The sequence below is a fragment of the Neobacillus bataviensis LMG 21833 genome, assembly GCF_000307875.1.
GTDB lineage: Bacteria > Bacillota > Bacilli > Bacillales > Cytobacillaceae > Neobacillus > Neobacillus bataviensis.
Map to the genome: position 1 here is coordinate 43,620 of NZ_AJLS01000036.1, position 20,498 is coordinate 64,117.

Consider the following 20,498-nt stretch of genomic DNA (forward strand, 5'->3'; position numbering starts at 1 on the left):
AAAGATATTTAACTTTAGTTAACTTTTATGAATTCTCACCTTTTTACTATAAAACCTCTTAATTCCATGTGTTCATAATCTAAACAGAAAAAATATACAGAAATGAGGGCTTAATAATGGAACAAGTAGAAAATACAAAGGATTGGCAATCAATAGTGAATAAGTTGTATCAGTACCTGAAAATAAAAACAATCCCTATTGGTATGAAAATGTTTGAGAAAAAAGAAGATATGGAATCAATTCCTAAAATTCGACGACCAAATAGCATTCACACGACGGATCAAATTGTTGCTCAAGCAGCACGGCTTGGTTGGACGGTAGGTATTACAGCTGAGGATTTAGTTGGAGCCCAATGCCAGGCTGTTATTGGATTACATCCTCGTAACGATGAATGGTTATCAGGCAAGAATATGGAAGGTGTTTGGTTTGAAAATCTACAAGCTTCTTCCGACCATCAACATGCTATGACAGTAGTTCCATACGGGAAGTATGAGGCAATGGCGGTTTCTCCACTCAGTTCTAATAGACTAGATAATCCTGATATTTGCTTGATATACGGCACCCCTGGTCAAATGATCCTTTTTATTAATGGATTACAGTGGAAGAATTATGAAAAGTTCGAATGGAGTGTTGTTGGAGAATCATCATGCGCTGATTCATGGGGACGGGCACTTGCTACCGGAAAGCCAAGTTTATCTATTCCTTGTTTTGCGGAGCGCCGGTATGGCGGAGTTTTGGATGACGAGATGTTAATGGCCTTATCCCCTGAGGATTTAATGAAGGCACTAGACGGTTTAGAACATTTAAGTCGTAACGGTTTACGTTATCCAGTTCCACAGTATGGAATCCAAATGGATGCAAGAGCTGGCCTTCAGGTTAGTTATGGTAAAAAATGACTAACTTAAAACAAAAGGCATCAAAGGAAGGATAAGAAGGAATGACATTTATTAACTTTTTTGAAACGCTTAAAAAGCAAGCGGAAGAGAGACCTGACCAAAGTGCCTTTATTTTTATGGATGAGTCAATTACATGGAAACAATATCACGATACTGTCAACTCAGTAGCCAATTCTATTATTCGTATAGGTTTAAAACCAGGTGATAGCATCGCTACCATTTTGCCACAATCCCCAGCATTTATGTATGTGTATATGGCTGCAGCAAAATTAGGATTAGTTATAGTTCCTTTAGACCCAAGACTCAATGCATTAGAAATGATAGCACTCTGTAAGAGAATAAAACCTAAATTACTTATTACAATTGCTACTACGGAAAGAATAAAAGAAAATGTAAACACTTTGTTAAAAGAAGTAGATATTAACCACGTTTATTCCTATTTTGGAGATCTAATTATTGAATGCGCTTTACCTTTTGAGAGCCTAATAGAATTTAGTTCAGACCACGCTTCCTATTTATATGAACCCTCTTTAGATGATCCGCTACTAATCATTTTTACTAGTGGTTCAACTGGAAAGCCTAAAGGTGCTGTAATTACACATAAGAATATTTTTTCAATTTGCAAAACAACAATTCATTCTTGGGGAATTACAAATCAAGATCGGATGTTAATTAATTTACCAAATAGCCATGTGGGGGGCCTGACTAATAGCATAGGAGTACAATTACTGGCGGGGGCGTCTGCTGTTCTAGTTCCTGCTTTTAACCCAGAAGAAACCCTGCACCTTATTCAAAAATATAAAATAACCGTAACTGGGGGAGTCCCCACAATGTACCGAATAATGTTTAGAAGCTGTAGTGTTAGGAACTTTGATGTAAGTTCTATAAGAGTATTAAGAGTAAGTGGAGAGCCGTCTTCTGCAGAACTAATCAATGAAATAAAAAGGAATTTTGTAAATGTCACGATAGCAACTAGCTGGGGGATGACCGAAACGTCAGGATTTTTCACCTTTACTAAGCCTAATGATGATATAAATATTGTGGCGAATACAGTGGGTGCACCCGGTGATGGATACCAAATGAAAATTCTAAAAACTAATGATACATGGGCTCAAACGGCCGAAATAGGTGAAATCCTTGTAAAGGGAGATAGCGTAATTTCAGGTTATTTGAACGAAGAAGATAATAAAAATTCCTTTTACAATGGTTGGTTAAAGACAGGAGACCTCGGTTATTTGGATGAAAATAATTATTTACATTTCGCAGGCCGCTTAAAAGAAATGTATATTAGTGGCGGTTATAACGTTTATCCTTTGGAAATTGAATCATTTTTAAATAAATACCCCGGTGTAAGTGCCTCCGTAATAATAGCTATTCCAGATGAAATATGGGGTGAGGTTGGCTGCGCGTTCATAATACCGCACGATAACACAAATCTTGATATAGAAAGCTTAAAAGAGTATTGCAAAAAAGGTCTTGCAGATTATAAACAACCTAAAAAATTTATTATAGAAAGAAATCTTCCTAAAACGGCTATTGGTAAAATTGCAAAGCAAGAAATTAAAAGGTATTTGGAAAAATACATCGATTGAGGATATAAAAGAGGAGATTTTAGCTAGTTGAGGGATGTATCGATTCACTATTTCGATTAGAATATCTTTTTAAAACGTTGGAAAATGTTAGGAGGATTCTAGATTGGGGCTTAGAAGTAAATAAAGGAAGCAGGTGCCTTAAGATAGAGGGGATATGGATGAATGAAGCAATTGTGAATCATATAAAAACGAATGTAAAGTTTTTAACTGCTGAGGACGCCATCAGACTAATTTCGCCCGCAGCAACGATGATGGCAGGCGGATTTGGTCTAGCTGGTATACCAGAATATCTGCTCCAGGCTGTTGTTGAAAGGTCTGATCTTCGAGACTTGACGATGATTACCAATAGCATAACTGTGGGCTCACCTCTTGATAAGCTGTGTTTACAAAATCGCATTAAGAAGGTAATCGGCACCTATTTCACGACCAATAAAGAAATTGTTAAAGCACATCGTGAGGGACGTTTGGAAATTGAATTATTACCACTTGGAACCTTCGTAGAGGCAATTCGTTTAGGTGGAGCGGGAATTCCTGCATTTTATACACCGACTGCAGCGGGAACCGATCTGGGTAAGGGAAAAGAAACGAGGATCATGAATGGGCGCGAACATGTACTAGAGCATTCGTTATTTGCCGATGTAGCCTTGATTAAGGCTCATAAGGCAGATAAAGCTGGCAATCTTATTTTTCATAAAACGGCGCGTAATTTCAATTCATTAATGGTTACTGCAGCCAATCTTACCATTGTCGAAGTAGAAGAGATCGTAGAGATTGGGGAATTTAACCCCGAGTCAATTGTTACTCCCTTTATCTATGTTGATATTATTGTGATTAGGGGTGCGACAAAATGAGCAATGAATCGATAAAACATGACATTGCCTGGCGTTGTGCCCGGGAATTGACATCAGGAGTAGTTAATTTAGGGATAGGCATTCCTTCCCTAGTAAGCAACTATCTTCCACAAGGTATGGTTACCTTACATTCTGAGAACGGAGTACTTGGCGTGGGTCCTTTAGCTACTGAAGATAATATCGATCCTGAATTAGTAAATGCAGGAAGATTGCCAATTACACTTCTCCCCCACGCCTCTATTTTCGACATTTCCATGTCACTTGGAATGATGCGAGGGGGGCATTTAGATGCTACTGTTATCGGTGCATTGCAGGTAGCCGAAAACGGAGATCTTGCCAGTTGGGCGATTGCAGGTAAGGATGTTCTTGGTGTGGGAGGTGCTATGGATTTGGTGGTTGGAGCAAGACGGGTAATCGTGGCGATGACTCACTTGACTGATAAGGGAGAGGCGAAAATACTGCCAAACTGTACACAACCGCTGACGGCAAAGAAAAGAGTGGATACAATCGTCACTCAATATGCTGTCTTCAAAATTCGCGAAGGTACGCTTTGGCTAGTGGAAATGGTTGAAGGAATTTCGTTTGATCAACTAAAAGCCATGACACCGGCATCCTACGAAATAGCCCCAGATTTTAAAATAATGAATCGAATGCGTGGAAAGCATGTGGTGTAATTAACTATGAGGTTAGCAAGTTTTCCGAGAAGGCATTATACGTCTTACCGAACACCGATTGAAAAATTAGAGAGGTTCTCTGAATCACTTGGTGGTCCAACCATCTACATCAAAAGGGATGATCAGCTTGGACTTACCTTAGGAGGAAATAAAACTAGAAAATTAGAGTTTCTAGTTGCAGATGCATTGGAAAAGGGAGCTGATACACTCATAACTTGTGGAGCTATACAATCAAATCATTGTAGGCTTACACTTTCCGCAGCGGTAAAGGAAGGATTGAAATGTCATCTCATCTTAAAAAAAGCGGTTCCACAAAGCTATCCTACCGAAGAGAGCGGAAATTATTTGCTTTATCATCTCCTTGGTGCCGAAAATACTACGGTTGTCACTGAAGATAGTGATATGCAGATGGAAATGCAGAAGGTTGCTGACAAATTGGCTGAGGAAGGAAGAACAGGGTATATGATCCCTGCTGGTGGGTCAAATGAAACCGGAATGTTGGGCTATATTGCATGTGCGCAGGAAATACTTGAACAAGCATATAATTTGGGTGTTCGTTTTGACCATGTTGTAGCAGCTAGTGGAAGCGGCGGAACACATGCAGGTTTAGTCCTTGGTTTTGAAGGATTCAACAGCCATATCCCTGTCATTGGTATTAACGTAGGAAATAATAAAAAAATGCAAGAACAAAAGGTATATAAATTGGTCAAAAATACTGCCACTTATATCGGATTATCAAATGAAATATCTAGAAAAGTGGTCACTTGTTTTGATGATTACGTTGGGCCTGGGTATTCCCATCCTACCTTAGAAATGATAGAAGCCGTGAAACTCCTAGGGCAAACAGAAGGGATATTACTTGATCCTGTCTACACAGGAAAAGCTATGGCAGGACTTATTGATTTGATTCGAAAACAGTATTTTAAGAAAGAGGATCATGTCTTATTTATTCATACCGGCGGAACTCCAGCACTTTACGCTTTTACCTCAACTTTCTTAAAAAAGGATTTTGAAGAACGCAAAAAGGTATAAGTATATTATTTTGGGGATTAATAATAAATTTTACAAAATATGGGGGCTTGGTAACAATGAAAACTAAAAAACGGGGATTATTTATTGTAATTTTGGTGTTAATGCTAGCGATGGTAGGATGTAGTTCTGGGACATCCGAATCTACTAGTAAAAAAGATGAGGGAGATAGTTCTCAACAAACTGGTGGTGAGATTAGGGTTGCATACAATGCTCAACCGTCTACTCTGGATCCGCATATGAATAATTCAACAGCAACAAAATATGTAGCTAACCATATCTTTGAAACCCTTGTGACTTTTAATTCCAAATATGAGCCGGTACCGATGTTAGCAGAGTCGGTGGAAAAGAGTGAAGATGGAAAAACATATACCTTTCATTTAAGGAAAGGTGTAACGTTTCATAACGGTAAAGAGATGACAGCAGAAGACGTAGTCGCATCTATGAATCGATGGACACAAAAGTTTTTAGCATCAGAATCACTTCTAGGCAAGGGAGCAACATTCGAACAAATAGATAAATATACTGTCGTGTTGAAACTGCAAGAGCCTTACCGACTTGCCTTGACAGCATTGGCAACTGCAGCACAGTTTCCAGCAATTATGCCTAAAGAAATAATTGAATCGGCAGGTAATTTAGGAGTTACAGAGATTATTGGTACTGGTCCTTTTAAATTTGTAGATTGGAAAAAAGATCAATATATTCATATTACAAAATACGAAGATTACAAGCCTTTGAATACTCCTGCTGACGGGTGGTCTGGTAAAAAAGAGGCATTGGTCAAAGATATTTATTTTGATATAGTGACGGATGCCCAAACCCGAGTAGCTGGTATTCAGACTGGGCAATACGATGTTGCTTTATCCCTGCCGAATGATAGTTATGAGCAAATAAAAGCAGACCAAAATTTAAAAGCTGTTGGTGATTTCTATGGAAGTCTTTATGTTTATTTTAATAGAAAGCAGGGACTATTCACAGACATCAAAATGAGACAAGCCGTTAATGCAGCGCTTGATGCAAAAGAAATTTTACTAGCATCTTTTTCAAATAAAGATCTATACAAGCTAAGTCATCAGTATATGATTCAAGAAAAATGGGCTGCGGAGGCAGGAAAGGAAGAGTATAACCAAAGGGATTTAGAAAAAGTAAAAGGATTGTTACAAGAAGCTGGATATAATGGTCAAGAAATTAGGCTCATTACCACCAAAGATTATTCTTATTTCTATAATGAAGGAGTAGTAATAGCTGAGCAACTTAAAAAGGCTGGATTGAACGTGAAATTAGATGTTAATGATTACCCAACATTAGCAGAAAAACGGAATGATCCAACGAAATGGGAGATATCGGTTGCTGCTATTGTTAAAAGGGCGACACCCCTTGAATTAGAAATTCTTCAACCTGCAACGTTCGGATCCGTAGAAAATCCTCAATTGGCTGAAATGCTTGGTGCTGTCAATACAGCAAGTTCCGATGAAGAAATGAAAAGAAAATGGGATGAAGCACAGGGATATATTTGGGAGTACCTGCCTGGTGTTAAATTCGGTGATTATTCTGGGTTCGATGCAACTACTAATAAGCTAAAAGGAATTGTAAATTTTGAAGGAATTAATCTTTGGAATACAACGGTTTCAAAATAAGTTGTACTGTACAGTTGAATATCGACCTAGCTCTTACTAGATCAGGTCGATATTCAACATTATGTTGATATCCTTCAACAAATAGGAGGAGTTTTTATTGAAATTATACGTTTTAAAGCGCTTATTCGTACTCATCCCTGTACTGTTTGTCGTATCAACTGTTGTATTTTTAATTATTCATTTATCACCCGGTGATCCAGCTTCCGCCATGCTAGGGGATAACGTAACGAAAGAACAAGTCGATGAATTACGTCAGGAACTTGGACTTAATCTCCCTCTATACCAACAGTATTTTAACTGGCTATTCGGTGTATTACAAGGAGATTTGGGAAATTCTCTGTTTATGAAACAACCGGTGATGGGGGCGATAATTGGACACTTGGGACCAACTATTTCTCTCTCCATTTTGGGGCTGCTTTTGGCGATGGTTATTGGCATTCCTGTGGGTATCATTGCTGCAAAACGAAGGGGTTCTGCAGCGGATCAGTCGCTTATGGGGCTTTCTTATTTGGGGATTTCCGTTCCGAATTTTTTGGTCAGTTTATTTTTAATGTTGCTATTTGCAGTAACCTTAAAATGGCTCCCAGTAGCAGGTTTCAAACCATTAAGTGAGGGGCTGTGGAATCATTTGCAATATCTTATAATGCCTACAATCGCATTGGGAATGTTTCATGCGGCACTAATTGCCCGTATGACAAGATCTTCAATGTTAGAAGTTCTTAATTCCGCTTTTATAAAAGCAGCGCGATCCAAAGGTGTGAAAGAACGGCAAGTCGTTTATAAACACGCGTTGCGAAACGCTTTTCTTCCTATCCTAACTGTGATTGGCCAGTCTTTTGGAGGTTTGGTTGCAGGGACTATCGTGGTTGAAACGATTTTTGGTATCCCAGGAATCGGTCAATTAGTGATTAATTCAATCGCACATCGTGATTTTCCTATGATCCAAGGGGTTGTGCTATTTGTTACGGTATCCTATGTGTTTATTAACTTGACAGTTGATTTGTTATATGGGGTTATCGATCCACGAGTAAGATTGAATCACAAATAGAGAGGAGATGGATTATGGAGGTAATCCAAAGAAACCTTGAAGAAAATCCAGAACTGTTCAGTATAAGAAAAGAACTCAAAAAACGGCAACGAAGTTTATTGTTCCGGCGTTTTTTTTCCAACAAATCAATGCTAATTGGAAGTATCATTATAATGCTTTTATCGATAGTTGTTTTTTTTGCACCATTAATCGCACCCCAAGGGGCAAATGAGATGGTAGTTACGGAACGTCTTCAAGCACCTAGTGGGCTACATCTGTTGGGGACGGATAATTTTGGTCGAGACTTGTTAAGCAGAATCGTTTATGGTTCACAAGTATCGATGGGGGTTGGTTTATCAGTTGCCATATTTGCTTCTTTGTTAGGGTTGGTAATTGGATTGTATGCAAGTTACTACCGAGTGTTAGATGGCGTGCTAATGAGAATATGTGATGGGTTAATGGCTTTTCCAGGTATCTTGTTAGCCATTGCCCTAATGGCTGCTTTTGGGGCGAAGACGGAAAATGTGGTGATTGCATTAAGTATTGTTTTTACTCCCTATATCGCTCGGGTTGTGCGATCAGCTGCTTTAACGGTAAGGGAACAGACCTATATTGAGGCGATGATGGCGATGGGTGCCAAATCTTGGCGAATCATTTGGTTACATATTGCCCCCAATACGTTATCTCCTTTAATTGTTCAAGGTACTTTTATTTTTGCGGAAGCCATTATTGTCGAAGCTGCGCTTAGCTTTTTAGGAGTAGGAGTTCCAGCGCCAGATCCTAGTTGGGGTAATATCCTCTCTGATGGGAAAATGGTCATCTTTCAAGCTTGGTGGATGACAGCGTTTCCAGGTATCGCCCTTATCCTATCTGTACTTGGATTGAATCTATTTGGAGATGGATTGCGAGACTTTTTGGATCCACATACTAATCATGTGAAAAAGTAATAGGAAACAAGCAAGATAACCCTTCTAAAGAAATTAAGGGAATATCAAAGGGGGATTCTATGAAAAACCAACATCTACTGGAAGTCAAAGAGCTGAAAACACATTTTAACACAGAAAGTGGAAGAGTTACTGCAGTTGATGGGATCAGCTTTCATTTGGAAAGGGGCGAAATTTTAGGTGTTGTCGGTGAATCAGGATGTGGAAAAAGTGTCACATCACAGTCGATTCTTAGATTGTTTGACGAAAAACATACAGTTAAATACGATGGTGAAATCCTCTATAAAGGGCAAAACCTATTAAACCTACCAAACTCAAAAATGCAACAGATCAGGGGCAATGACATTTCTATGATTTTTCAAGATCCATTAAGTTCGTTAAATCCAGTTTATACGGTCGGCTACCAAATCGCTGAAGCAGTAATGCTCCATCAAAAACTCTCCAAAAAAGCAGCTTATGAAAGAGCAGTTGAAATGTTGAGGGTTACAGGTATCCCAGTCCCTGAAAAGAGAGTAAATGAGTATCCACATGAATTATCGGGGGGCATGAGACAGCGTGTGATGATTGCAATGGCACTAGCTTGTGAGCCAAGTCTATTAATCGCCGATGAACCAACGACTGCATTAGATGTCACGATTCAAGCCCAGATCTTAGAATTAATTTTAGAGTTAAATCAAAAAATTGGAATGAGCGTCATTTTTATCACTCACGATCTCGGTGTGGTAGCAGAAGTCTGCACTCGCGTTGTTGTCATGTATCTTGGCCAAATCGTTGAAGAAGCAGACGTTGAGATACTATTTGCAAGACCGCTACACCCATATACAAAAGGCTTAATGAAATCTATTCCCCAGATGGACGGCGACCGATCACAAAGTTTGCATGTAATTGAAGGAACGATGCCTTCCTTGCATGAAATGCCAAAGGGTTGTCGTTTTGCATCTAGATGTCCTTTTGCTGATGAAGTGTGCAGGGAAGAAATGCCTGAATTAAAAACTTTTCAATCGACACATAAAGTTCGCTGTTGGCATTTTGAAAGAATTGCCGAAAAGGAGGAGTTGAGTTATGCCAGTAACAATTAAAAACATTGAATCCACAGAACCTTTAATAGAATCTATGAAACCGTTACTAGAAGTGAAGGGATTAAAAAAGCATTTCCCTGTAAGAAATCCACTTGGCCGTACAGAGGCACTAGTTAAGGCTGTTAACGATGTTTCTTTCCAATTATATGAGGGGAAAACGTATGGGTTAGTAGGAGAATCAGGCTGTGGTAAAAGTACAACAGGTCGAACGCTTTTAAGATTGATAGAACCAACGGCTGGTGAAGCTTTTTATCAGGGCAAAGATATCTTTCAGTTAAAAAGAGACGAGTTTCAGAAGATTAGAAAGCAGATGCAAATGGTATTTCAGGATCCTTATGCTTCTCTTAATCCTCGAAAAAGAATTGGAAACACGCTAGAGGAACCGCTTAAGATCCACGGTATCGGTACAAAAGAGGAACGTATTGAACGTGTAATGAGTATCCTTGATAAAGTGGGTCTGGGCATGGAGCATTTCTACAGGTATCCACATGAATTTTCGGGGGGTCAACGTCAGCGTATTGGTTTAGCACGGGCACTCATTATCAATCCGAAGCTAGTTATTTGCGACGAGCCAGTATCAGCCTTAGACGTCTCAATTCAATCACAGATTATTAATTTATTACGTCGGTTGCAGGAGGATTTAAACCTTGCATTTTTATTTATTGCCCATGATATTAGTGTTGTTCGACATATCTCCGACAGAATCGGGGTAATGTATTTGGGACAGATGGTGGAAGATGCACCGACTGATAACTTGTTTGCCGAACCTCTACATCCATATACCCAAGCTCTTTTATCCGTGGTTCCGATTCCGAATCCTAAATTCAAAAGAGAAAGAATTATTTTAAAAGGAGAAATTCCTTCGCCTTTGAACCCGCCGTCAGGATGTATTTTTCATACGAGGTGTCCACATGTAATGAAAATATGTAAGACGGAACCTCCAGTGAAGAAAGAAATTGCCACCGATCACTTTGTTAGTTGCCATTTATACTAATTACCTGAGGATGCCCAGAAGAAATAGAAGCTTTCAAAATACTTGAATTTATTAAAGAAGGAAAAAAACTAATTCTAGCTGGTAGGATGTGCAAGATGGTCTTCAGTTCAGTTATGGGAAAAAAGTGAAATTATAAATTTCGGAGGTAAATTTATATGAAGAAAGTCCAATTAGGAATGAAAGCACCTGAATTTACATTCAATACACCTTGGTTAGAATCTAATCAGCTATATGATGTTTTAGAAAATAAAAAAACAATTTTAATGTTTTTAAGATATTATGGTTGCAGCCTTTGCCAATTGGATATTGCAACACTTATATCAGGATATGAAAAAATAAAAGGAAATAATGCTCAAGTCCTTGTGGTTTTACAGACGGAACCTGCCTTAATCAGTGAGCAAGTCAACCATGAGAAAATGCCTTTGACGATCGTATGTGATCCAGAACGTGTGTTTTTTAATCTTTACGGTGTGGAACCAGGGAAAAGTGAAAGTGACCTCCTTTCCGAAGAAGTGCTTGAAAAACTTAAAACTGCCAAAGAAAGGGGAATTAGCAAAATTGATAACGGAGGAAAGCAAAACGAATTACAATTACCAGCAACTTTTATTATAAACCCTGATGGAAACATTGTTTATGCCCATTACGGTACACATGCAGCAGATATACCTAACGTTAATGACTTAATTATATTAACCTCTGGTCAGTGAAAGGCGTATAGAAAATGCTTCTATAACTCTCCTAAATTATAACTTTAATTCTTGAATTCTTGAATTGTTGAAGAAAGAGTAAATAAGAACTATGTTGTTATCATTTTATTATACGGCATTTAACGGGTAGGAATGGGAGGAGAACGTGTTGTTTGAGGAGATTACTAAGGTAAACCGCGTAGCTATTGGCGATATCATTCGTAGGGCTGCAAGCCGTTATAAAGATAAAACAGCGCTTGTTGAAGAAGATAAAATAATATCTTACGAAGAGCTCGACCATGGAGCAAATCGTTTTGCAAATTATTTAATTGAGATTGGTTTTAAAAAAGGAGAAACAATTGCAACAATCTGTAGTAATTCTATCGATTTTGTAATTGCAATGTTCGGCATTCAAAAAGCTGGTCTTATCTGGGTACCAATCAATCCCGGTATTTCCATTTCAGAAAAAAATTATATTTTAACTAAAGTAGCCGCCAAGATGATTATTGCCGATTACAATTTTGTTCAACATAATATTTCCGAATTTGAAGAATATCCCGTGATTATCATTGGACAAAAAACTCAAATGATTGGAAAGCCATTTTCGGAGACACTTATAGGACAATCAGATGAGGAGCCTGATGTCCCTATTCAAGATAGGGACGTTGCCCAAATTATGTTTACAAGTGGGACAACAGGAAATCCGAAAGGAATAAAGATTAGCCATTTGGCAGTTTACTTTGCAAGTCTAAGTAACATTATCGAATTTAATTTTAAGGCAAGTGACGTCGCAGCCGCATTGATGCCAATGTTTCACTGTGCACAACATACATTTTTAGCGTCTTTTCTAAATGTGGGGGCAAGAATTGTAATAATAAAAAAGTTTGAGCCAGAGAATTTTATGCATCTTATCGAACAAGAGGAGATTACATTTATGTTTGCGCTTCCAATGATGTATCGAGCAATTATTCATCATTCAAAACAAAAAAGTTACCATTTAGATTCGCTCCAAACTTGTATGTATGCGATGGCACCAATGGACAGAAATACCTTGGAAAAGGGGATTAATGAGATTGGGGCTAATTTTTTGCTTGGGACAGGACAAACGGAAATATATCCAGCGACAATGCAATTTAAACCCGAAGAGCAATTAAGAAGATTCGGTTCTTATTGGGGAACAACTGCAATCATAAATGATACAGCAGTGATGGATGAAAATGGAAATATTTTGCCAAAAGGTCAGATCGGAGAAATCGTTCACCGTGGGCCAAATGTCATGAATGGCTATCTCAATGACGAAAAAGCAACAATAGAAACCCGCTTATTTGGTTGGCACCATACCGGCGATCTTGGTTATTGGGATGAAGACGGACAAATGGTATTCGTTGATCGAAAGAAAGATATCATTAAAACCGGTGGAGAGAATGTTGCCTCAATTAAGGTTGAACAAACACTATTAAATCATGAAAAAATTGAGAACGCTGTTGTTGTTGGATTGCCACATGACAGGTGGATAGAAGCAGTAACTGCTTTTGTCATCCCTAAGGCTGACAGTGATGTAATAGAAGAAGAAATAATTACTTATTGCAAACAACATTTGGGTGGCTTCCAAGTCCCAAAGAAAATTATATTTATCGATGAGTTTCCAATGACAACAACAGGAAAAATCCAAAAACATAAATTACGCAAGCAGTTTGAAAGTTTGTATTCCCTAGAACACCCTGAAAATATTCATTAAATTATAAAATCACTAATAAAGGAGAAAAAAAATCGAAATGTGAAGGAGAAATAAAAGTGAGGAAAATTCGCTACGTCACTACTGCCTTAAACACAATGACTAATGATGAAATTTTACAGTTGCGTGAAACAAAATTGCTTAATCAAATGAAATACTGTTATAGGAACTCTGAATATTACCAAAATAAGTTCAAGGAAATTGGTGTATATCCTCAAGAAATCAAATCTATCGAAGAATTTCGTAAACTTCCGATTATGATGAACAAAAATCTAGAAAGAAGTAGTCAACAAGAGTCCATGGATAGACACGGTCACCCGTTCGGTATGCACTTTTGCTGTTCCCCTGATGATGTATTCCTTACTGCTACTACGAGTGGAACAACAGGTATACCGACTTTTTCTTATACATTGGCTCAACAAGATATAAATAACCTCTCAAAAGCCGTTTCCTACATGTTGGAATATGCCAGAGTTAGTCCCGGTGATCGGATATTGTTTAGTCATGCATTAGGAATTTATGCGACTTCAGCTGTTTTACCAGGTATTCGACATGCGGGTGTTTTACCAATAGATGTAGATGTAAGAGCAGGGACTGCAGCCATCTTACAATATGCAAGGCTAACCAAACCAACTGCAGCAATGATGACCCCTTCATTAGCGGAACATTTGATACAAAAAGCCCCAGAAATCATAGGTACACAGGTTAGTGATTTTAATCTCTCTGCATTACTTACCGTTGGAGAAATTGCAATTGGCATCCCCGAAGTAAAGCAAAAAATTGAAGAGGCATATGGTTGCCGGGTCTACGATTGGATAGGGCCAATAGGAGGATCATTAGCATTTTCATGTGACTCTGATGAGTATTATGGTATGCACTGTGTGACCCCTGATTTCGATCTATATCCTTATGATTTAGTAGACCCGGATACAAAGCAATCTATTGATATGTTTGATGGTGTTATAGGTGAGGCGATTTATACTTCATTAGACCGCATAGCGGTCCCGATGTTGCGGATGGCTTCGGGAGACATCGTTCAAGTGTTTACCAAGGAATGTCCTGGTTGTGGATTTAAAGGATTGAGGGTTAAAGTTGTTGGGCGTTCAGATGACATGTTAATCGTTAAAGGAGCAAATGTGTATCCTGCAGCAATTAAACAAGTAATTACTACCTTTAGACCAGATGTAACAGGAGAAATAAGAATTGTTCTTGATCAAGCGCCACCTCGAGTAACTCCGCCATTAAAAGTGAAAGTGGAATACGGTGCTAACATGGATTCTAGTAATCTTTTTGAATTGGAAGAAAAAATTAAAGAAAAGCTTAGGCAAGAAGTAAGAGTTACTCCTGAAATCATTTGGTGTCCTTCTGGAACGTTAGAAAAGTCGATGGCTAAAACACCTGTCTTCGAAAAAAATTACTAAATTAATAAAAAATAAGGAGGCTGTTTTAGATGTCAGTTGATTTAAAAATAAACGAAAACTATCATCCAGAGCTTAAAAGATTCCTCAAAGATGTCTATGAATTAGTTCAGCAAAACCATAATGAAAAAACAATTACTAGAGAAGTAGGAAATTTATTAAAGCCGCTTTTGCAGGTGGAAGGTTTTCTTGATGAAAGATTCAGGGAACCGAATAGTGAAAGAAGTAAAGTTTACAATGTATACGTAGCGCCAGATAAAAGTTTTTCAATTGCTTCAGCAGTTTGGAACCCAGGACAAGGTACCCCAATTCATGATCATTGTACTTGGGGGATTATTGGAGTTGTACAAGGTGTAGAAATTGAAACCCACTATCACCAGCCTGATGGGTATAAAAAAGAACCGCTCAAGTGTAAAGAGGTTCATATATTACAAAAAGGTGAAGTATTAGTTTGTTGTACAACAGATCAAGATATTCACGATGTGCGTGGTGGTTACTCTGGAGAACCATGTGTAGGTTTCCATGTATACGGAGGGGATTTAGCGGAAATTGACAGGCATGTATATAATCCGTTGACCGGGGAGCGCAAAGCGATGAAGACGGCTTGGGAATATCCGCAAGCTTAAAAAATATCTGGTTGTAGTAATCGGATACTCAAAAAGGATTATTGGAAGCAAATCGCTCGTATTCAAACCAATAGGATATATATATATCCCTATGGAAATAATTTTAGGCAGGAGTGAAAATTCATGATGAATAAAGTTACCCAGGATATGGTTTTAAAGTTAATTAAATCAAAGGATATTTTGTATTCTCTAATTGATGTAAGAGAAAGGACGGAATATAACAAGAAACAAATTCTATTTGCAATAAATATTCCAAAGAGCCAAGTAGAATTTAGAATCTCAAAATTAGTCCCAGTGAAAGACACCCAAATTATTCTCTATGATAATGATGAAAGTAGATCAACTTTAGTTGCAAAAACACTTGGAGAATTAGGATACACGAATGTTGATATTCTTAAAGGCGGGTTAAATCAATGGGAAGGACATAACGAATACTTGATTAATGGAGTTAATGTTCCGAGTAAAGCTTTTGCAGAAATTGTTTATGAGGAAGAACATGTACCAGATATAGAAGCGCATAAACTATATGAACGGATGCAAAAGGGTGAAAATGATTTCACAGTTATTGAAATACGACCTAGAGAAGAAGTAAACATTACAGGTAGCATTCCGGGAGCTATCAACATTACTGGTGTAGATATTATTCATAGTATCCACGATTATGTAGATAATGAAAAAGACTTAATCATTACTTGTGCTGGTCGAACTCGAGGGATAATCGGAACCCAGATATTAAGAAAGATGGGATTTCAAAATGTTTATAATTTGAGAAATGGTACTATGGGTTGGCTTTTGGCAAATCAAGAATTGGACGATAATATCCCTCTGGTAAAATTATCATGTAAAAGTAATTCTTCAAAATTAGATAGTTTTATTAATCAGGTAATTGATGAAAATAATATAGAGTTAATTTCCTTGGACTGTTATCAAGATTTACGGAATGCATCAGATCATCAAACGCTGTTTGAGATTGATGTCCGTACACCGCTTGAATACGAGGAAGGACATATACCTGGAACCTATAAACTTCCAGGGGGGCAAGTTATACAGGCCACGGATGATCATATTGGTGTTAGAAATGGCAATATTGTGTTAATCAGCAATTCTAGACACCGTGCAGTTATAACCGCTTATTGGCTTAAAGAAAGTGGTTATCCAAAAGTTATGGTACTAGATGGAGGTATTGAACTATGGAAAAATTCTAATCTCCCAATTGAAAAGGGAGAGGTTCAAGATGATGTTCCACTTGGGTATAATACAAGTTATAAAAAAGGGAATCGTATAGTTGCAAGTGAACTAAAAGAAAGATTAGAGTCTGATTCAAAATTAATCGTAATCGATATTGATACAAGTAAAGGGTACCAAAAGGGGCATATACCAAATTCGTTATGGTTATCTAGAAGCTGGCTTGAATTTAATATTCGTGAGGTGGCAAAAGAATCGGATATGGTTATCCTAACCGATAGAAATGGTTATAGTTCTACCTTAAGTGCTAAGACTTTAAAAGAATTAGGATATGAGGATGTATATGTTCTTGAGGGTGGTAAGAAGGCTTGGTCTGAAGCGGGATACACCTTTGAGAATGGAAAGAAAGGCATTATAAAAGAACCTGATGATATTGCATATCATCCATATGAGATTAGTGAAAAAGCAATGATTGATTATTTGGAATGGGAAATAGGTTTGGAAGAACAGTTTAAGCCATTAAGGGCAATTTATCATCCTCTACAAGACTTTGGGGGTATAATGAACAAAAAGTGAGTCGATTGATTGCTACAATGCCAATGACCATGGGGAAAAGCGAATTAACCTTATTTAAGGATAATATCTTTAGGTTTACTATTGATATAGCTTAGGAAGATGAAGAAATTCTCTATTGCTGGACAAAGGAAATTTGCGAATACAGTCTTCATGATCATTTTTAACGTATGGGAATAACTCCGGTAAGTGTTAAGAAAACGGTAGCAAAATTCTATGAGATTCTAGGGGCCTATAATATTAGGCTCTTTTTGTTATTGCCGCATACTTTCGTAATAAACAAAATGGGGAAGCCGAATTAAAAGAAACAAGTGATTACGAAGGTTATAAAAAAGCATACAGAAAATCCTGTAAAGCGTTTAACTTATTGGAAATCTGTCAAACAAGCTTTTGAAGAAATGATGCTACATGATATTTTACCGTTGCAAAAGAGATAGATAAAACAAGGTTAGATTCAAAGAATGCTGTAAACGTGAATTTACAACAAAAGAAGCCTACCTATTTTGAAAAAAATATTAAACAAAATAGGTAGGTTTTGCTTTTAGAAAGTCGGATTTTTACTGGCAAAAAAAGCACCCATTTTCATGGCTCTGTCAGGAATATTTATTGATGGAATAGAGGTTTTTTGGCGATTGGGTAATTTTTTTAATAGAAAAATATAAATATTTAATCTATCATAAAAGCTATAGAGGTTGAGGGAAAACAGTCCAAAAAACTATCAAGAGACTGTCGTGACCCTTTGATATGACCGGGGAATTTGAAGCTGATTTGACCACTGTCCCCATTCACAGTCTTCAAAACTGCTTGAGACCTGCGTGCCAGGTCAGGTGGGTTCGATTCCCACGCAGTCCCGCAAACATCATTATATCAAGGATTCTAATAAATTCTTATAGCACATAGACCAGAGGGTACTCGGTCTGTTTTTATTATGCATTTTGCAGTATTAAGTAGAATTTTTAAATCATGGAACAATTTCAAAAACAGTACCTTGGTTAAAATCAGTCACTTTCATAGATCCGTTAACTCCTAAATATAGTTTGGTTTGATCCAGATTCGTTCCCAAACTAACATAATAAGCTGATTGAGACCCAAAATGATAATCGGTTTCAATCATACTAAAATCATTTAGTTTACCATCTGTTCTTACCCTGGTATAGGCTAAAACTCCTCTAACCGGAGGTCGAGATTCTTCACGTCTTGCAAGATCAGTAAACACAACGTTTCTAGTTAACGCGGGGATTCCAGTCCCCATATAGGCTTGCACTCCTGTAAGTGAAGTTCCTCCAAACTTATCGTGGCGAGGGTCTTGATGAAAATAACTAGTTAGAGGCTGAAGTCGCAGCACTGAAGTTTTTAAAGCTTCATTGTAATAAGCTATTGTTTTCTCATCCGAATTCGGATTTGTAGAGCAGTCCCTAATAATCGAAGTGGGAAATGCACCTTCCCATCCTCGCCAGCCGAAATTAATAAAACCTTCTTGGTTAGGATTGGTGTTTCTTAAAGAAGCTTGAATTAGCTGCGTAACCGGTATAGGTTTATAATAAACGAATGAAAAAATGGACTCTACCAAATCTTGTCCGACATTTCCCACATATTTGATATACTGATTATAATACCTTTGATATGAAATGCCTGTTATATTGCGAACCCCTTTGGCAATGACCGTAAGCGTTTCTTGTATTGGTACGGGAAGTTCATTAAAACGTGTGACTACAGGTGGATTATAGATATTTGTATTTTTATCTACATCTATTTCAACTATTTTACCAGCGACTTCCATATCGTCTTGGCTTAAATTAAAGGGATCATAGCCAGATCCACCATCCCCCGTTGTTAAAACAAGTTTTCCTGTTTCAGGTGAAAAGTTTAGGCTATTGACACCATTGTGATTAAAAAATGGTCTTCTTAAGTTAAGTAATGTCCTTCGTTTTTGTGGTTTGCTATTCGATTGTAAAATCCATTCTTCAATTGAATCAATATGATCATATTTAGTTTCTCTATTTGCCCACCTTAGGCTTAATGTTCGGGGCTCACACGGGTTAGGCTTAAAATGTTCAGAAAGAGCACCTGGGCCTTGTGTTCCAGCTACTGAATAATGAAGATAAAACAAACCGTTATTATAAAATTTCGGATGAAACGCAAGCCCTAGTAATCCCCGTTCATCATATCCACCACTAGAAACACCTTGTTCAGAAGCACCTAGTTTTATGATTCGCGTGCGAATATCTAAAAAAGTCCGTATCACTCCATTGTCTATGTAAAAGATCTCACCTACCTGGGTTGCAATAAATAATTTTTCCATTGTGTCACCGGGAAGTATAGCTGTTTTCAAAACAGTGGGCAAATTGATCTTACTAACAATGGGACGTAAACGAACCTTAACTTTTATCACCTAACTTTCCACTCCTTCTTATTGTTTTCTTTTAAAAGAATATGAGTAGAATTGTTCTATTAGTACCAAATTAGGCTGGAACTGATTATTGAGTTATAGTATTGGGGCGATATATAAAAATGACTATAAATATAAAAAGGAGCATTCCTATGTCAAGTACAAATCAAAAAATCGTTCCGCATTTATGGTATGACAAGGAGGCAAAAGAAGCGGCCGAGTTTTATGCTGCCATATTCCCGGACTCCAAAATTACAGATGTTACAACAATCCACGACACACCCTCAGGCGACTCCGATATAGTCTCTTTTGAGCTATGGGGGCAGAAGTTCATGGCAATCAGCGCGGGACCTTTTTTCAAGATCAATCCTTCGGTTTCTTTCATTGTTAATTTTGACCCATCGCGAGAAAAAGACACAAGAGAAAAAATAAATGAGGTTTGGAACAAATTGTCTGAAGGTGGCACAGTGTTAATGCCACTTGATCAGTATCCGTTCAGTGAGAGATATGGCTGGATTCAGGACAAGTATGGTTTGTCTTGGCAGTTACTCCTAACGAATCCAGAAGGTGAAGAGCGACCTGCAATCCTGCCATCACTTTTGTTTGTCGGTGAGAATTGCGGTAAAGCCGAAGAGGCGATTCATTTTTATTTATCAATATTTAAGAATGCAAAGCAAGGACTTTTCGCCCGCTATCCTAAAGGCATGGAGCCTGACAAAGAAGGTACGATCATGTTCTCTGATTTTAGCTTAGAAAATCAATGGTTTTCCGCAATGGATAGCGCGCACGAGCATAAATTCAATTTTAACGAGGCAATCTCATTTATGGTGTATTGCGACACACAAGAAGAGATTGATTATTACTGGGAACAACTTTCTGCGGTTCCTGAAGCCGAGCAATGTGGATGGCTGAAAGATAAGTTTGGTATATCCTGGCAGATTGTGCCAGATGAGATGGACGAGATGATGAGTAAGGGCACACCTGAGCAACTTGCGCGTGTAACGAAAGCATTTCTTAAAATGAAGAAATTTGATCTTGTGGAACTACAGAAAGCATACAAGGGATAAAGAGAATAGAGCCTAAGACTGACCTAAAAATATATAAATTTTAAATCTGCACAGTGATTTTTTCGCTTGTGCGGTTTTTTGTTTATTTTAGTGCAA

The 20,498-nt window shown here is 37.8% G+C and carries 17 protein-coding genes; 16 read left to right on the plus strand and 1 reads right to left on the minus strand.

Going from position 1 to position 20,498, the window contains the following annotated elements; all coding sequences use genetic code 11:
* Positions 1–116: 116 nt before the first annotated feature.
* From BABA_RS04260 to BABA_RS04330, 15 genes are all read left to right on the plus strand, one after another.
* A complete protein-coding gene (locus BABA_RS04260) occupies positions 117–896 on the plus strand; it encodes a DUF169 domain-containing protein (protein WP_007083901.1) in 780 nt (259 codons plus the stop codon).
* A gap of 41 nt (positions 897–937) precedes the next feature.
* On the plus strand, positions 938–2,488 hold the full coding sequence (locus tag BABA_RS04265; protein ID WP_007083902.1) for a class I adenylate-forming enzyme family protein: 1,551 nt from the start codon (positions 938–940) through the stop codon (positions 2,486–2,488).
* Between the two features lie 158 nt (positions 2,489–2,646).
* Positions 2,647–3,339 carry a CoA transferase subunit A gene (locus BABA_RS04270; RefSeq protein ID WP_007083903.1) on the plus strand — a complete coding sequence of 231 codons (693 nt, stop codon included), beginning with the start codon at positions 2,647–2,649 and terminating at the stop codon, positions 3,337–3,339.
* On the plus strand, positions 3,336–4,013 hold the full coding sequence (locus BABA_RS04275) for a 3-oxoacid CoA-transferase subunit B (protein WP_007083904.1): 678 nt from the start codon (positions 3,336–3,338) through the stop codon (positions 4,011–4,013). Before BABA_RS04270 ends, BABA_RS04275 begins: the two co-directional genes overlap by 4 nt.
* Before the next feature lie 6 nt (positions 4,014–4,019).
* Positions 4,020–5,045, plus strand: coding sequence for a D-cysteate sulfo-lyase (gene cuyA / locus BABA_RS04280; protein ID WP_007083905.1), 1,026 nt, complete (start codon positions 4,020–4,022; stop codon positions 5,043–5,045).
* A 56-nt stretch (positions 5,046–5,101) separates the two neighbouring features.
* On the plus strand, positions 5,102–6,679 hold the full coding sequence (locus tag BABA_RS04285; protein WP_007083906.1) for an ABC transporter substrate-binding protein: 1,578 nt from the start codon (positions 5,102–5,104) through the stop codon (positions 6,677–6,679).
* A 97-nt stretch (positions 6,680–6,776) separates the two neighbouring features.
* Entirely contained in the window at positions 6,777–7,727 is a 951-nt protein-coding gene (locus BABA_RS04290) for an ABC transporter permease (protein WP_007083907.1), read from the plus strand.
* A 14-nt stretch (positions 7,728–7,741) separates the two neighbouring features.
* Positions 7,742–8,653, plus strand: coding sequence for an ABC transporter permease (locus BABA_RS04295; RefSeq protein ID WP_007083908.1), 912 nt, complete (start codon positions 7,742–7,744; stop codon positions 8,651–8,653).
* Positions 8,654–8,712: 59 nt separating this feature from the next.
* Positions 8,713–9,729, plus strand: a complete 1,017-nt coding sequence (locus BABA_RS04300) for an ABC transporter ATP-binding protein (protein WP_007083909.1) — start codon at positions 8,713–8,715, stop codon at positions 9,727–9,729.
* Complete coding sequence (locus tag BABA_RS04305; RefSeq protein ID WP_007083910.1) at positions 9,713–10,723, plus strand: ABC transporter ATP-binding protein; 1,011 nt, start codon at positions 9,713–9,715, stop codon at positions 10,721–10,723. The genes BABA_RS04300 and BABA_RS04305 overlap by 17 nt, the downstream gene beginning before the upstream one ends.
* Before the next feature lie 155 nt (positions 10,724–10,878).
* Positions 10,879–11,430, plus strand: a complete 552-nt coding sequence (locus tag BABA_RS04310) for a redoxin domain-containing protein (protein WP_007083911.1) — start codon at positions 10,879–10,881, stop codon at positions 11,428–11,430.
* 145 nt (positions 11,431–11,575) lie between these two features.
* Entirely contained in the window at positions 11,576–13,147 is a 1,572-nt protein-coding gene (locus BABA_RS04315; RefSeq protein ID WP_420805977.1) for a class I adenylate-forming enzyme family protein, read from the plus strand.
* 56 nt (positions 13,148–13,203) lie between these two features.
* The gene (locus BABA_RS04320; RefSeq protein WP_007083913.1) at positions 13,204–14,565 is read left to right on the plus strand and encodes a phenylacetate--CoA ligase family protein; all 1,362 of its coding nucleotides are present in this window, start codon (positions 13,204–13,206) and stop codon (positions 14,563–14,565) included.
* Between the two features lie 29 nt (positions 14,566–14,594).
* Positions 14,595–15,188: a cysteine dioxygenase family protein gene (locus BABA_RS04325; RefSeq protein WP_007083914.1), complete on the plus strand. Its 594-nt coding sequence runs from the start codon at positions 14,595–14,597 to the stop codon at positions 15,186–15,188.
* Between the two features lie 123 nt (positions 15,189–15,311).
* Positions 15,312–16,949, plus strand: coding sequence for a rhodanese-like domain-containing protein (locus BABA_RS04330; RefSeq protein WP_007083915.1), 1,638 nt, complete (start codon positions 15,312–15,314; stop codon positions 16,947–16,949).
* A 958-nt stretch (positions 16,950–17,907) separates the two neighbouring features.
* On the opposite strand, the gene BABA_RS04335 is transcribed toward BABA_RS04330, so the two are convergent.
* On the minus strand, positions 17,908–19,338 hold the full coding sequence (locus BABA_RS04335) for a PQQ-dependent sugar dehydrogenase (protein WP_007083916.1): 1,431 nt from the start codon (positions 19,336–19,338) through the stop codon (positions 17,908–17,910).
* 149 nt (positions 19,339–19,487) lie between these two features.
* Between BABA_RS04335 and BABA_RS04340 the strand changes: the two genes are divergently transcribed.
* Positions 19,488–20,402 carry a VOC family protein gene (locus BABA_RS04340; protein WP_007083917.1) on the plus strand — a complete coding sequence of 305 codons (915 nt, stop codon included), beginning with the start codon at positions 19,488–19,490 and terminating at the stop codon, positions 20,400–20,402.
* Positions 20,403–20,498: the final 96 nt, after the last annotated feature.

Coding starts and splice junctions, on each gene's coding strand:
- BABA_RS04260 (WP_007083901.1), top strand. CDS start 117: ATGGAACAAGTAGAAAATACAAAGGATTGGCAATCAATAGTGAATAAG.
- BABA_RS04265 (WP_007083902.1), top strand. CDS start 938: ATGACATTTATTAACTTTTTTGAAACGCTTAAAAAGCAAGCGGAAGAG.
- BABA_RS04270 (WP_007083903.1), top strand. CDS start 2,647: ATGAATGAAGCAATTGTGAATCATATAAAAACGAATGTAAAGTTTTTA.
- BABA_RS04275 (WP_007083904.1), top strand. CDS start 3,336: ATGAGCAATGAATCGATAAAACATGACATTGCCTGGCGTTGTGCCCGG.
- cuyA (WP_007083905.1), top strand. CDS start 4,020: ATGAGGTTAGCAAGTTTTCCGAGAAGGCATTATACGTCTTACCGAACA.
- BABA_RS04285 (WP_007083906.1), top strand. CDS start 5,102: ATGAAAACTAAAAAACGGGGATTATTTATTGTAATTTTGGTGTTAATG.
- BABA_RS04295 (WP_007083908.1), top strand. CDS start 7,742: ATGGAGGTAATCCAAAGAAACCTTGAAGAAAATCCAGAACTGTTCAGT.
- BABA_RS04300 (WP_007083909.1), top strand. CDS start 8,713: ATGAAAAACCAACATCTACTGGAAGTCAAAGAGCTGAAAACACATTTT.
- BABA_RS04305 (WP_007083910.1), top strand. CDS start 9,713: ATGCCAGTAACAATTAAAAACATTGAATCCACAGAACCTTTAATAGAA.
- BABA_RS04310 (WP_007083911.1), top strand. CDS start 10,879: ATGAAGAAAGTCCAATTAGGAATGAAAGCACCTGAATTTACATTCAAT.
- BABA_RS04325 (WP_007083914.1), top strand. CDS start 14,595: ATGTCAGTTGATTTAAAAATAAACGAAAACTATCATCCAGAGCTTAAA.
- BABA_RS04330 (WP_007083915.1), top strand. CDS start 15,312: ATGATGAATAAAGTTACCCAGGATATGGTTTTAAAGTTAATTAAATCA.
- BABA_RS04340 (WP_007083917.1), top strand. CDS start 19,488: ATGTCAAGTACAAATCAAAAAATCGTTCCGCATTTATGGTATGACAAG.